Genomic DNA, 13,675 nt, shown 5'->3' on the forward strand with positions numbered 1-13,675 from the left:
GAACTCAACTAACGCTCCTGCTGGTAAGTGGGGTCGATGGGGTAACTGCCGGTCGCCGGGCCGTTGTTTCCGGCCTGGCGGCCCTGCTGGATACCGCGTCGGAGGTTGGTCAGACGGCCCCGGACGTCGTCCGGTGCACGCGAGACCTGGGGACCGGCCTGAGTGTCGGTCTGCTGCTGCGCGGTGCCGGCCACGAGGTTCGCCCGCGGAACTCGGCGGGGCAGCCCCGAAGTGGTGATGCCGCCAGCGGCCGGTTGGCGCACGCGCTCGGCCTGGCGCATCAGTTCGTCGTTCGGCGAGGACCGCCAGCTGACGGTCGGCATGCTGCCGGTCGTCGTCTGGGCGGACTCGGCCGAAGGCTCCTGGCCGCGTCGGGGCGGCGACTGCTCCGGACGCTGACGCGGAGCGGGCGCCGGGGCCGGCGGGGCGGCCTGCGGCTGGTGGAGCCCGGACGGTGCCTGCCCGGACGGCTGCGCGCCGTCCTGCGGGTACCAGTTCGACTCCAGGGTGTCGAAGATCGGGCTGCGCTCGCCGCCCTGGCGCCCGGCCGGCGGCAGGGCCTCCGGCTGCTGGGGCTGCGGCAGCTGGGGCGCCTGCGGCGGCGGCGGGAAGCTGCCGACGCCGGGGCCGCCGGGCCGCGGGGCCTGGAACTCGGGGCGGGCGAACTGTCCCCCGGACTCCGTCCGGGGGGACCCCCAGGCGGACGGGTCCACCGGGCCGCGCACGTCGGGACGCTCGAACTGCCCGGTCGTGCTGTTGCCGCCGGCCTGCGGGCGCGGGGCACCGAAGTCCGGGCGCGGGAACTCGGAGGTGGAGCCGGGACCCGAGAGCTCGTCGTGGCCGCGCGGGACCTCCTGGCCACCGTGGCGGGCCGGGGCGGTGCCCCAGCTGGCGGCCTGCGGGACCCCGGCGGGCGGAGCACCGGCACCGGAACCCGGGAGCTCCGGGCGCACGGCGCCGTCGCGCGGCGGCAGCTGCGGCCGCGGGCCGCGCTGGGCCGGGGCCTCGGGTCCCTGGCCGGCGGGGGCCTGCCCAGCGGGGGCGGCCGGCTGCGGCGGCTGCGGCCGCTCGAAGCCGTTGCCCTGCGGGAAGCCGGCCGGGCCGGAAGCGGAGGGGGCGGCGGCCGGACGGCCCTGGGGACCGCCGGCGGGACCGCGGCCCGGCTGCGGGCCACCGCCGCCGAACGGGCCCTGGCCCTGGCCGGCCGGAGCACCCGGCGCACCCTGCCCGCCGGGCATGCCCGGCATGCCGGGACCGCCCTGCGGACGCCCGCCCGGAGCACCCTGCTGCGGACGGCCCGGCAGGCCCTGAGGGCCGCCGGCGCCGCCCTGCTGGGCCAGCGCGGCACGCTGGCCCATGGCCGCGGCCACACCGCTGCGCTGGGGGCCGGAGCCCACGGGCTGGCGGGCACCGCCGCCCGGGCCGGAGCCCTGGCCGGCGGAGCCGCCGGGACCGCTCTGCGGACCCGCGGCACCCTGGCCGCCGGGGCCGCCCGGCTTCTTGCCGCCCTGGGCGACGTCCACCGGGAGCATGACGAGGGCCGTCGTACCGCCGGAGTCGGACGGGCGCAGCTGGATGCGGATGCCGTGTCGCAGGGACAGGCGGCCGACCACGAACAGGCCCATGCGGCGGGAGACGGAGACGTCCACGGTCGGCGGCGCGGCGAGCCGCTCGTTGATCGCGGCGAGGTCCTCGGGGGAGAGGCCGATGCCGGTGTCGTGGATCTCGACGAGCACCCGGCCGTCGGGCAGCGCGTGACCGGTGACCTTGACCTTGGTCTGCGGGGAGGAGAACGACGTCGCGTTCTCCAGCAGCTCGGCGAGCAGGTGCACGAGGTCGTTGACGACGCGGCCGGCGACCTCGGTCGCCGGGACCGCGGCCAGTTCGATGCGCTCGTACTGCTCCACCTCGGACGCGGCGGCGCGGAGCACGTCGACGAGCGGGACGGGGCGGGTCCACCGGCGGCCCGGCTCCTCGCCCGCGAGGACGAGGAGGTTTTCGCCGTTACGGCGCATACGGGTCGCGAGGTGGTCGAGCTTGAAGAGCGAGGACAGCTGGTCCGGGTCGGCCTCGCGCGACTCCAGTTCGGAGATGAGCGAGAGCTGACGCTGGATGAGGCCCTGGCTGCGGCGCGAGAGGTTGGTGAACATCGCGTTGACGTTGCCCCGCAGAAGGGCCTGCTCGGCGGCGAGGCGGACGGCCTCGCGGTGCACGTCGTCGAAGGCCGCGGCCACCTGGCCGATCTCGTCGCGGGTGTGCAGGCCGACGGACTCCACGGACGTGTCGACGTCCTGCGGGTCGGACTCCGACAGCTGCTTGACGATCTCGGGCAGGCGTTCCTGGGCGACCCGGGTCGCGGTGTCCTGGAGGCGGCGCAGCGAGCGGATCATGGACCGGGCCATGACGAAGGCGCCGACGAGGGAGACGCCGAGCACGAGGAGGATCAGGGCACCGTTGATGATCGCGTCGCGCTGCGACTCGTTCTTCAGCTCACGGGCCTTCTGCTCCATGTCCTCGAGCAGCGTCAGCTCGATGACCTTCATGGCCTGGAGCTTGGTGTCGTCCGCGTCGTACCAGTCCATCCAGGACTTGTACTGCGTCTCCTTGGCGAACTGGTCCTTGGTGGACAGGACGCGGCGGGTGTAGTGGTCCGCCTTGCCGATCTCCGGGTTGCCGTCGCCGAGCGAGGCGAGGAGGTCCTCGGTCTTGCCCTGGTAGACGAGTTCGAAGGTCTTCTTCGCCTGGCTCTCGCCGCGGAGCGCGGAGAGGGCGTAGAGGCGGTCGTTCTCGGTGAGCGTGCCCGCCTTCTCGTTGCTGTCGGGCAGCGAGGCGGCGATGATCGCGCGCTGGATCGAGGCGTATTCCTTGGCGGAGGAGAACGCCGCCAGGGCGCGCGTACGCTTGATCATCTCCGGGCTGGAGGTGGCCTGGGCCATGTCCTGGGAGAGCGAGAGCAGGGAGACGATCAGCGAGTTGTACTCGGTGACGGTCTGCTGGGCGCCGTTCTGGTACGCCTTCTTGCGGATCGCCTCGATCTCGGTGAGCTGACGGCCGATCTGCAGGATGTTGTTGCGGATCGACTTGAGCGTCTCGTCCTTGTCCTCGGTGGCGTCGACCTTGTCGGTCGCGGCGGCGAAGGACTTGGCGGCGGCGTCGGTGTTCGCCCGGACGGTCTGGACGAGGCTGTCGGGCTTGCCCGACTTGTCGATCGACAGCGGACCGGCCGACTTGTCGCGCTCCTCCTGGAGCGCGGCGGCCAGGCTGGTTGCCTGACGCGTCATCGTCGTCAGCAGCTGCATGTGCTCGAGCTGCGCGATGTCGTTGAGCGAGTCGTTGATACGGAAGCCGCCGAGCGAGGTGGCGGCGACGACCGGCAGGGTCAGCAGCGACACCAGGCGCGTGCTGATTCGCCAGTTCTGCATGTGCAGACGCGATCCGGGCCCGGCAGGGGCCTTCGGTATCGCGGTGTCCTTGTCGACCGGCTCCTCGACCGCGGCCTTGCCCTTGGTCTTGCCCCTGGGCTTGATGCGGGAGGCCTTGCTCTTCGCTCCGGAGGGGCCGGGGCCCGTGCCTTCGAGGGCCGGCCCGCGGCCCTGGGCGTGCTGGGGCGATGAGCCGCGGTCGGTCCCGCCGCGCGGGTCCTGCTCCGCAGCAGCGTCCCCTCTGCCCTGAAGGGCCTGGGGAGACCCCTTGCCGTCCCTCTTGAATCGTCCCTGCACTAGCGTCGCAACCTCTGGACCAGGCGTCCCGCCGGGCGACCGGTGGGACGGTGTCGAGTCGTGGGGCGCTGTCGCGGCCCCATGGTGGTCGTCGGTGACCGGCGCGTCTCCCTCTCGTTCACCGCCGCTCGGCGCGGTCTCGCGCCACCTGCGCGCCGGCTCTCTCGCGCGGCGGTCTCGCGCATTCCAGCACAGTGGCGGATCTCCAACAAGGTGCGCATGTCGGCCCTGTCGGCCGTCAACGGAACGTGAGGGAGCGGCTACACCGTGTGTGGCGTCTTTCGGGGCGAATCGGACTTACACGATTCAAACGCTAGGGCCGCCAAGGTGTCCCAGTCGAGATGATCAGGAGCGGAATGGCTGATTCAGTGGCGCAATGTCCGTTTCGCCGCTCTGAATTGACCGCCTGTTATGTCCGAATTGCCGGGTCCCTGGTGAGCAAACTCACATGACCGAGCCCCATACTTCCCGGTTCAGCCCGGGAATCGGATGTTTAGCCTTGCCCTTTACAGGGTTGACGGAACCGACAACCCCACCCGACAACCGAGCCGAGGGCCCGAGACTCCGATGAAGACGACGATGATGTTCCGCAACATAGCCAACCCGCGCCGCACCACCCTCGCGCACCTGAAGGACGCCGAGGAACTGCAGCAGGTCCAGGCTCCGGAGCACGCCGTCGAGCTGCCCACCCAGACCGCGAACCCGCGCCGCACCGTGCTGATGCACGCCCCGGCCGCCGCTCCCGCCGCCGAGTAGGGCGCCGCAGCACAGCGGAGGAACGGGCGGCGGCGGCAGCCGAGCCGGGCGCGCCGCCGCGGGGCGCCGGCGAATGAACGCGGGGCCCCGCCGCCCTCCGCGTTAGCCTGGAGTCCGCAGACTCCAGCCAGCGGAAACACAAGAGGGGCAGGCGCAAGGCGTGCGCATCGCCAGGTTCTCGATCGACGGCAATGTCGCGTTCGGCGCGGTCGAGGGCGGCACCGCCCCCGGCGCCGAGGGCGAGCTCGTCCTCGACATCATCAAGGGCATCCCGTTCGCGGACTTCGAGCTCTCCGGCACGAAGGTCCCGCTGAGCAAGGTCCGGCTCCTGCCGCCCGTGCTCCCGAACAAGGTCGTGGCCGTCGGCCGCAACTACGCGGAGCACGCGGCGGAGCTCGGCAACTCCGTCTTCGACGACCAGGGGCGCCCCGAGGCCCCCATCACCTTCTTCAAGCCCTCCACCTCGGTGGTCGGCCCGGGCGACCCGATCACGTACCCGTCCTTCACCCAGGACCTCCACCACGAGGCGGAGCTCGCCGTGGTGATCGGCCGGATGTGCCGCGAGGTCCCGCGGGAGCGCGTCAAGGACGTCATCCTCGGCTACACCTGCGCCAACGACGTGACCGCCCGCGACGTACAGCAGCGCGAGAAGCAGTGGGCCCGCGCCAAGGGCTTCGACAGCGCCTGCCCGCTCGGCCCCTGGATCGAGACCGGCCTGGACCCGGCGGCGATCGCCGAGGGCCTGGCCGTCCAGTGCACCGTCAACGGCGAGCAGCGCCAGCTCGGCAGCACCCGCGACATGATCCGCTCCGTCGAGGACCTGGTCGTGCACATCACCGAGGCCATGACGCTGCTGCCCGGCGACGTCATCCTCACGGGGACCCCGGCCGGAGTCGGCCCCCTCAACGTCGGCGACGAGGTCGCCGTCACCATCGAAGGCATCGGCACTCTCACCAACAAGGTGATCAAGCGTGGCTAGCGCATCTCCCGTACGCGTACGGTTCTGTCCCTCGCCGACCGGCAACCCCCACGTGGGCCTGGTCCGCACCGCCCTCTTCAACTGGGCGTTCGCCCGCCACCACGGTGGCACGTTCGTCTTCCGCATCGAGGACACCGACGCGGCCCGCGACTCCGAGGAGTCGTACGACCAGCTCCTCGACTCGCTGAAGTGGCTGGGCTTCACCTGGGACGAGGGCCCGGAGGTGGGCGGCCCGCACGCCCCGTACCGCCAGTCCCAGCGCATGGACATCTACGCGGACGTCGCCCAGCGCCTGCGCGATGGCGGCTACGCGTACGACTGCTACTGCACCACCGAGGAGCTCGACGCCCGGCGCGCGGCCGCCCGCGCCGCCGGCAAGCCCTCCGGCTACGACGGCCACTGCCGCGAGCTGACCGCCGTGCAGCTGGAGGCGTACCAGGGCGAGCACCGCACCCCGATCGTGCGCTTCCGGATGCCCGAGGAGCCGATCACCTTCACCGACCTGGTCCGCGGCGAGCTGACCTTCACCCCGGAGAACGTGTCGGACTTCGGCATCCTGCGTGCCAACGGCGCCCCGCTCTACACGCTCGTCAACCCGGTCGACGACGCGCTGATGCAGATCACGCACGTGCTGCGCGGCGAGGACCTGCTGTCCTCCACCCCCCGCCAGATCGCGCTCTACAAGGCGCTGATGGAGCTCGGCATCGCCACGGGCGTCCCGCAGTTCGGCCACCTGCCGTACGTCATGGGCGAGGGCAACAAGAAGCTCTCCAAGCGCGACCCGGAGTCCTCGCTCAACCTGTACCGCGAGCGCGGCTTCCTCCCCGAGGGCCTGCTGAACTACCTCTCGCTCCTCGGCTGGTCCTTCTCCAAGGACCAGGACGTCTTCTCGATCGAGGAGATGGTGGCGAAGTTCGACATCACCGAGGTCAACGCCAACCCGGCCCGCTTCGACCTGAAGAAGGCCGAGGCGATCAACGCCGACCACATCCGCCGGCTGGACGAGAAGGCCTTCGCGGACGCCTGCACGCCGTGGCTCCGGGCCCCGTTCGCCAACTGGGAGCCGGAGGACTTCGACGCCGAGGCCTGGGCGGCCATCGCCCCGTACGCCCAGACCCGCGTGACCGTCCTGTCGGACATCACCGACAACGTCGACTTCCTCTTCCGCAAGGAGCCGGTCGAGGACCAGGCGTCCTGGGACAAGGCCATGAAGGGCGAGCCCGCGGCCCTGCTCACCACCGCGCGCGGCCACCTGGACGCGGCCGACTGGAGCGACCCCGAGTCCCTCAAGCAGGCCGTCCTGACCGCCGGCGAGGCCCACGGCCTCAAGCTCGGCAAGGCCCAGGCCCCGGTCCGCGTGGCCGTCACCGGCCGCACGGTCGGCCTGCCGCTCTTCGAGTCCCTCCAGATCCTGGGCAGGGAGCGCTCGCTGGCCCGCATCGACGCCGCCCTGGCCAAGCTGGGCGCGGCCGCGTAGGCAGCCCGCACCACCGTCCCGCAGGGGGCGGCCGCCGGTCCGTCCGGAGGCCGCCCCCTGCGGCGTTCTGCCGTGACGGACTTTCTCCGTCGTGCCGCCGCGCGACGGGGCGGCGGCGTAGCCTCGGCGGTATGCCGATCCGCGCCGTGCTGTGGGACATCGACGACACCCTGTTCGACTACACGGGGGCGGACACCGCCGGGCTCGCCCGCCGGCTCGCCGAGGAGGGCCTGGCCGGGCGCTACGGGTCCCCGGAGCAGGCGCTCGCCCGGTGGCGGGAGACCACCACCCGGCACTGGGAGCGCTTCGCGGCCGGCGAGGCGACCTTCCAGGGCCAGCGCCGGGACCGGGTGCGGGATTTCCTCGGCGAGCCCGCGATGGGCGACGAGGAGGCCGACGCCTGGTTCGACCGGTACGTGGAGCACTACAAGGCCGCCTGGACCGTGTTCCCCGACGTCGTGCCCGCCCTGGACGCCCTGGCGGGCAGCCACCGGCACGGTGTGCTCTCCAACTCCTCCAGCGCCAACCAGGACCCGAAGCTGCGCGCCCTCGGCCTGCGCGAGCGCTTCGAGGTGCTGGTCTGCGCCGCCGAGCTGGGGGTCAGCAAGCCCGAGGAGGCGGCCTTCCGCGCGGCCTGCGAGGCGCTGGGGCTGGCTCCCGGGGAGGTGGCCTACGTGGGCGACCAGCCGGAGATCGACGCCCGGGGCGCCCGCGACGCGGGACTGACCGGGGTGTGGCTCGACCGCAGCGGCGACCGGGGGCCCGCACCCGCCGGCGTACACCGGATCGAGGGGCTTGCGCAGCTGCCGGAGCTGCTGGCCGGGGATACCCGTTTTGGAGCACGGTCAGCCATCCGGTAATGTTCTTTCTGCGCCGCCGGGGCGGGCCGAAAGGCCGGAAGCCGGGGGCGCAGCCCGAAGGAAAATCCCGCAAGGGGTTGACTTCTGGTGGGGTATGGTGTAATTGGCAACACGAGGGTTTCTGGTTCCCTTATTCTAGGTTCGAGTCCTGGTACCCCAGCGCAGTGCAGCAGTTTCGCAGTGCTTAGCCCCCGTTGTGTAGCGGCCTAGCACGCCGCCCTCTCAAGGCGGTAGCGCCGGTTCGAATCCGGTCGGGGGTACAGATCCTTCCCGCGAGGGGTCCTGGGTAGCTCCCGGACATCTTGATGCAGGATCGCTAGGGCCCCCGTTGTGTAGCGGCCTAGCACGCCGCCCTCTCAAGGCGGTAGCGCCGGTTCGAATCCGGTCGGGGGTACTCAGGTTGGTTTAGACCACCTTGGGCTATGGTGTAATTGGCAACACGAAGGTTTCTGGTTCCTTTGTTCTAGGTTCGAGTCCTGGTAGCCCAGCGCAGTACAGCGCAAGCTGTAAGGCATGCCCCCGTTGTGTAGCGGCCTAGCACGCCGCCCTCTCAAGGCGGTAGCGCCGGTTCGAATCCGGTCGGGGGTACGCACTGAAGAGGCCCTCCGCGTCCATCGCGGAGGGCCTCTTCGTCGTTCACCGCCCCGACCGCCGCCCCGCCGCCGTGTGCGGGCCCACCCGTGGCGCAGTGCACAAGGACGGGCCCGGAGGCGCGCGTTCGGACGTGTGCGGCGTCGTACGCGCCCCCGGGCCGGGGGAGGGGGAAGAAGGCCGGGAGGTCAGCCGGAGCGGCGCAAGGCCTCGGTGAGGCGCGCGGCGGCGTCGATGACCGCCTGGGCGTGCATCCGGCCGGGGTGGCGGGTCAGGCGCTCGATCGGCCCGGAGACCGACACGGCGGCCACCACGCGGTTCGACGGCCCGCGCACCGGCGCCGAGACGGACGCCACACCGGGCTCGCGCTCGCCGATCGACTGCGCCCAGCCGCGCCGCCGGACGCCCGACAGGGCCGTCGCCGTGAAGCGCGCGCCCTGGAGGCCGCGGTGCAGCCGCTCGGGCTCCTCCCAGGCCATGAGGATCTGCGCGGCCGAGCCGGCCTTCATCGGGAGCGTGGAGCCCACCGGGACGGTGTCCCGCAGACCGGACAGCCGCTCGGCGGCCGCCACGCAGATGCGCATGTCCCCCTGCCGGCGGTAGAGCTGCGCGCTCTCCCCGGTCACGTCACGGAGGTGGGTGAGTACCGGTCCCGCCGTGGCCAGCAGGCGGTCCTCGCCGGCTGCGGCGGCGAGCTCCGCCAGCCGCGGTCCGAGGATGAACCGGCCCTGCATGTCCCTCGCCACCATCCGGTGGTGTTCCAGTGCCACGGCCAGGCGATGTGCCGTGGGTCGTGCGAGCCCTGTCGCCGCGACCAGCCCGGCGAGGGTGGCCGGACCGGACTCCAGTGCGCTCAAAACCAGAGCTGCCTTGTCGAGAACGCCGACGCCGCTAGAGTTGTCCATGAAACGATATTCACGTCTCACACTGTGAAACGCAAGTTCAATTTTTCCAAGAAACAGCGAGTCTGTATGTGCGGGTCCACGAACCACTGGGTCCGAGGCCGTCGTCCGGCATACGGGCTGCCGGCGATCAGGCGCACCACATCTCTATGAAGCGCCGGCCACACCGGCCGGCCGGAGGGAAAGCGATGGGTAGGACACTCGCGGAGAAGGTCTGGGACGACCATGTCGTCCGGCGCGCCGAGGGCGAGCCCGACCTCCTCTTCATCGATCTGCACCTGCTGCACGAGGTGACCAGCCCCCAGGCCTTCGACGGCCTGCGGCAGGCCGGCCGCAAGGTCCGCCGTCTCGACCTCACCATCGCGACCGAGGACCACAACACCCCCACCCTCGACATCGACAAGCCGATCGCGGACCCGGTCTCCCGGGCCCAGCTGGAGACGCTGCGCAAGAACTGCGCCGAGTTCGGCGTACGCCTGCACCCGCTCGGCGACGTCGAGCAGGGCGTCGTCCACGTCGTGGGACCGCAGCTCGGCCTGACCCAGCCCGGCACCACCGTGGTCTGCGGCGACTCGCACACCTCCACGCACGGCGCCTTCGGCGCGCTGGCCTTCGGCATCGGCACCAGCCAGGTCGAGCACGTCCTGGCCACCCAGACGCTGCCCATGGCGCGCCCCAGGACGATGGCCATCACCGTCACGGGCGAGCTGGCCGAGGGCGTCACGGCCAAGGACCTGATCCTGGCGATCATCGCCAGGATCGGCACCGGCGGCGGCCAGGGCTACGTCATCGAATACCGCGGCGAGGCCATCGAGAAGCTGTCGATGGAAGCCCGCATGACCATCTGCAACATGTCGATCGAGGCCGGTGCCCGCGCGGGCATGATCGCCCCCGACCAGACCACGTTCGACTACCTCGCGGGCCGCGACCACGCCCCGACCGGCGAGGACTGGGACGCCGCGGTCGCCTACTGGAAGACCCTGCGCACCGACGAGGACGCGGTCTTCGACGCCGAGGTCGTCATCGACGGCGCCGCCCTGTCGCCGTTCGTCACCTGGGGCACCAACCCGGGCCAGGGCGCCCCGCTGTCGGCCAGCGTCCCCGATCCGGCTTCGTACGAGGACGCCTCGGAGCGCCTGGCCGCTGAAAAGGCCCTGGAATACATGGGGTTGACAGCCGGGCAGCCGCTGCGGGACATCGAGGTGGACACCGTCTTCGTAGGCTCCTGCACCAACGGCCGGATCGAGGACCTGCGCGCCGTCGCGGATGTCATCAAGGGCCGCAAAGTCGCCGACGGCGTACGGATGCTGGTCGTCCCCGGCTCGGTCCGCGTCGCCCTCCAGGCGGTCGAGGAGGGCCTGGACAAGGTCTTCAAGGAGGCCGGCGCCGAGTGGCGGCACGCCGGGTGCTCCATGTGCCTGGGCATGAACCCCGACCAACTGGCCCCCGGTGAGCGCTCCGCGTCCACCTCCAACCGCAACTTCGAGGGCCGGCAGGGCAAGGGCGGCCGCACGCACCTGGTCTCCCCGCAGGTGGCCGCCGCCACCGCGGTGCTGGGCCACCTGGCCTCGCCCGCCGACCTGTCCGACGTCCACGCCACCGCCGGAGTCTGAACCATGGAAGCCTTCACCACCCACACCGGCCGGGCCGTGCCGCTGCGCCGCAGCAACGTCGACACCGACCAGATCATCCCCGCCCACTGGCTGAAGAAGATCACCCGCGACGGCTTCGAGGACGGGCTCTTCGAGGCCTGGCGCAAGGACCCCGAGTTCGTCACCAACCGCCCCGAGCGCGCGGGCGCCACGGTGCTGATCGCCGGCCCCGACTTCGGCACCGGCTCCTCCCGGGAGCACGCCGTCTGGGCCCTCCAGAACTTCGGGTTCAAGGCGGTCATCTCCTCCCGCTTCGCCGATATCTTCCGCGGCAACTCGCTGAAGAACGGGCTGCTGACGGTCGTCCTGCCGCAGGAGACCGTCGACCGCCTGTGGGAGCTGACCGAGGCCGACCCGGCCGCCGAGGTGACCGTCGACCTGGTCGCCCGCCAGGTCCGCGCGGCAGGCATCGAGGCGGAGTTCGAACTCGACGACAACGCCCGGTGGCGTCTGCTGGAGGGGCTGGACGACATCTCGCTCACCCTTCAGAACGAAGCCGACATCGCCGCGTACGAAAGCGCCCGGCCCGCCTTCAAGCCGCGTACGGTTCGCGCCTGATTACAGCCTGATCAGGGGTTATTCACCCCCTGAAGATCACATGGACAACACTGTGCCCCCCGCCCCACGGCGGGGGGCACAGTCCTGTGTTGAGGCCCCGTGAGGCGACAACTCGCCCCAGATGGCACAATCTGTGCATGGAACGCGACAGTCAACTGGAGCTCTACCAACTCGTCGCGGACCGGTTGAAAGAAGCACACACACGGGTGCGCACACTGCAAGTCCCGGAGGGCGTAAGGATGGCGCTGTCCCGGAAGCTGTTGGTCGTCACGGCCGCGGCGAAGCATGATCTCGCCGATGCGGCAAGGCGCCTGGACAGGTTGATGAAGGACCTTGACGAGGGTCGATTCCCTGAAGGCGACTGATGCGAAGGAACTCCGCAACGGGCACTTCCGTTGCGGCACTAGGGTGATTAGCCCGTTTCGTGTTTGATTTGCGGTATATATCCGCCTAACGTGCGAAATAAGCTTGAACACATTCGTTCTGGCGAGGTCTCCGAAGGGGAAGACGTGAACAAGGCGCAGCTCGTAGAAGCGATTGCCGACAAGCTGGGCGGCCGCCAGCAGGCCGCCGACGCTGTCGACGCGGTACTGGACGCCATGGTCCGCGCGGTCGTCGCCGGTGACCGGGTCTCGGTCACGGGCTTCGGCTCGTTCGAGAAGGTCGACCGGCCGGCCCGCTACGCCCGCAACCCGCAGACGGGTGAGCGCGTCCGGGTCAAGAAGACCTCGGTTCCCCGCTTCCGCGCGGGCCAGGGCTTCAAGGACCTGGTCAGCGGCACCAAGAAGCTCCCCAAGGGCGACGAGGTGGCCGTGAAGAAGGCGCCCAAGGGCAGCCTGACCGGCGGCCCTTCCGCCACGGTCAAGAAGGCCGCGGCGAAGAAGACCACCGCCGCCAAGAAGGCCGCCGTGAAGAAGACGGCCGCGGCCGCGGCGAAGAAGGTCACGGCGGCCAAGAAGACGACTGCGGCGGCGAAGAAGGCCACCGCGGCCAAGAAGGCGACGGCGGCGAAGACCACCGCCGCGGCGAAGAAGACGACGGCCGCCAAGAAGACGGCCGCCGCGAAGAAGACCGCGCCCGCCACCAAGGCCGCCGCGAAGAAGGCCCCGGCCAAGAAGACCACGGCGCGCTCGACCGCCGCGAAGAAGACCGCCACCGCCGCAAAGAAGACCACCGCCCGCAAGAAGTAGGGCGCACGTCTCACACGCCGGGCCGGCTTCCCCCGAGGGGAGCCGGCCCGCGGTGCGTCATCGCAGGTCAGGCGATTTCTTCGTCAGAACGTCTGCAAGGTGACCAGGGTGATCCGCAGACCCGCGCCCTCCCCCGAGGTCTCGATCCGGACCCGCTGGCCGGGGCGCAGCAGCCGCAGCCCGCCCGCGTCGAACGCCGGGGCGTCGAACGGCACCGGCGTGCCGTCGTCCAGCAGCACACTGCCGCTGCGGGTCTGGGGGTCGTAGGTGTACGCGGTCGCCTGCATACCGGCACTGTATCGGGCCGTGTGGGGGCCGACGCCCAGGGACAGCGCCCGGCGCAGGTCCGCCCCCGTGTCCACGTCCCGGCGCACGCTGTCCACCCCCGACAGGGCGATTTCCGCCGCCCCCGACGCGGAATGCCGGGCCCTCGACGGCCCTCCGAACGAGGGTGCCAATTCCGTCTCCGGGCCGGCGGAAAGCAGGGTCGTACCGATTCCCGCGGCATCCGCGAGAAATGCCCGGGGAAATACGGATGCCGCTTCGAGCACGCGTAGCAATTCCGGCGGACGCAGCGCCGGAAGATCCGCGTTCATGGCGGCGAGCGCCGCCCGGGGCCGGGCCGCGCGTATCTCCCGCGCCCCGTGGGCCAGTGCCGCGTTGAGGCCCGCGCCCGGCCCGTCCGGCACGATCCGCGCCCCCAGCCGGGCCAGTTCCGCCCCCGCCCGCGCGTCGTCCGTGACGACCACCACATCCGCCACCGCCCGGCAGGCCAGCGCCCCCGCCACGGTGTCCTGCGCGAACGCCAGCGCCAGCCCCGGCCGCGAGGCGCCCACGGCGGCCGCGAGGCGGCTCTTGGCCACGGCCAAGGGCTTCAGCGGGATCACCAGGCTCCAGACGGCGTTCGTGGCGGACCCCTTCCCTCCGGTGCCCGGCGGCACCCGCGCGTGCCATGGCCGGGCCATGAGCCGGTCATGCATCGGTCCATTGT

Annotated in this window: 10 protein-coding genes, 5 tRNA genes and 1 pseudogene; 13 read left to right on the top strand and 3 right to left on the bottom strand. The window is 71.4% G+C overall.

Features of this window, described 5'->3' with window-relative positions; all coding sequences use genetic code 11:
• Nucleotides 1-8 precede the first annotated feature (8 nt).
• Nucleotides 9-3,719 (bottom strand): nitrate- and nitrite sensing domain-containing protein, encoded by a 3,711-nt coding sequence (locus AC068A_RS25730; RefSeq protein WP_478588615.1) that lies wholly within the window; start codon nt 3,717-3,719, stop codon nt 9-11.
• 567 nt (nt 3,720-4,286) lie between these two features.
• On the opposite strand from AC068A_RS25730, the gene AC068A_RS25735 reads away from it, so the two are divergent.
• From AC068A_RS25735 to AC068A_RS25775, 9 genes are all read left to right on the top strand, one after another.
• Nucleotides 4,287-4,475: a hypothetical protein gene (locus AC068A_RS25735; RefSeq protein WP_478588617.1), complete on the top strand. Its 189-nt coding sequence runs from the start codon at nt 4,287-4,289 to the stop codon at nt 4,473-4,475.
• A 160-nt stretch (nt 4,476-4,635) separates the two neighbouring features.
• The gene (locus AC068A_RS25740) at nt 4,636-5,454 is read left to right on the top strand and encodes a fumarylacetoacetate hydrolase family protein (protein ID WP_478588619.1); all 819 of its coding nucleotides are present in this window, start codon (nt 4,636-4,638) and stop codon (nt 5,452-5,454) included.
• Complete coding sequence (gene gltX / locus AC068A_RS25745; RefSeq protein ID WP_478588621.1) at nt 5,447-6,931, top strand: glutamate--tRNA ligase; 1,485 nt, start codon at nt 5,447-5,449, stop codon at nt 6,929-6,931. The genes AC068A_RS25740 and gltX overlap by 8 nt, the downstream gene beginning before the upstream one ends.
• Nucleotides 6,932-7,062: 131 nt before the next feature.
• Nucleotides 7,063-7,791: an HAD family hydrolase gene (locus AC068A_RS25750; protein WP_478588623.1), complete on the top strand. Its 729-nt coding sequence runs from the start codon at nt 7,063-7,065 to the stop codon at nt 7,789-7,791.
• Nucleotides 7,792-7,879: 88 nt separating this feature from the next.
• Nucleotides 7,880-7,951, top strand: a tRNA-Gln gene (locus AC068A_RS25755).
• A 27-nt stretch (nt 7,952-7,978) separates the two neighbouring features.
• Nucleotides 7,979-8,051, top strand: a tRNA-Glu gene (locus tag AC068A_RS25760).
• A gap of 61 nt (nt 8,052-8,112) precedes the next feature.
• Nucleotides 8,113-8,185, top strand: a tRNA-Glu gene (locus AC068A_RS25765).
• 22 nt (nt 8,186-8,207) lie between these two features.
• A tRNA-Gln gene (locus AC068A_RS25770) sits at nt 8,208-8,279 on the top strand.
• Nucleotides 8,280-8,306: 27 nt separating this feature from the next.
• Nucleotides 8,307-8,379, top strand: a tRNA-Glu gene (locus AC068A_RS25775).
• Nucleotides 8,380-8,570: 191 nt separating this feature from the next.
• On the opposite strand, the gene ndgR is transcribed toward AC068A_RS25775, so the two are convergent.
• Entirely contained in the window at nt 8,571-9,287 is a 717-nt protein-coding gene (ndgR, locus tag AC068A_RS25780; protein WP_030304142.1) for an IclR family transcriptional regulator NdgR, read from the bottom strand.
• A gap of 185 nt (nt 9,288-9,472) precedes the next feature.
• On the opposite strand from ndgR, the gene leuC reads away from it, so the two are divergent.
• The 4 genes from leuC (at nt 9,473) to AC068A_RS25800 (ending at nt 12,684) form a co-directional block, all read left to right on the top strand.
• Entirely contained in the window at nt 9,473-10,897 is a 1,425-nt protein-coding gene (gene leuC, locus AC068A_RS25785; RefSeq protein ID WP_478588625.1) for a 3-isopropylmalate dehydratase large subunit, read from the top strand.
• A gap of 3 nt (nt 10,898-10,900) precedes the next feature.
• Complete coding sequence (gene leuD / locus AC068A_RS25790; protein WP_478588626.1) at nt 10,901-11,494, top strand: 3-isopropylmalate dehydratase small subunit; 594 nt, start codon at nt 10,901-10,903, stop codon at nt 11,492-11,494.
• A 137-nt stretch (nt 11,495-11,631) separates the two neighbouring features.
• A complete protein-coding gene (locus AC068A_RS25795; protein ID WP_189811706.1) occupies nt 11,632-11,859 on the top strand; it encodes an SCO5555 family protein in 228 nt (75 codons plus the stop codon).
• Between the two features lie 144 nt (nt 11,860-12,003).
• Complete coding sequence (locus AC068A_RS25800) at nt 12,004-12,684, top strand: HU family DNA-binding protein (protein ID WP_478588627.1); 681 nt, start codon at nt 12,004-12,006, stop codon at nt 12,682-12,684.
• 284 nt (nt 12,685-12,968) lie between these two features.
• On the opposite strand, the pseudogene cofC reads toward AC068A_RS25800, so the two are convergent.
• A pseudogene (gene cofC, locus AC068A_RS25805) lies at nt 12,969-13,649 on the bottom strand (2-phospho-L-lactate guanylyltransferase); the annotation flags it as partial.
• Between the last annotated feature and the right edge of the window lie 26 nt (nt 13,650-13,675).

It is taken from the genome of Streptomyces sp. NPDC043854, assembly GCF_056436005.1.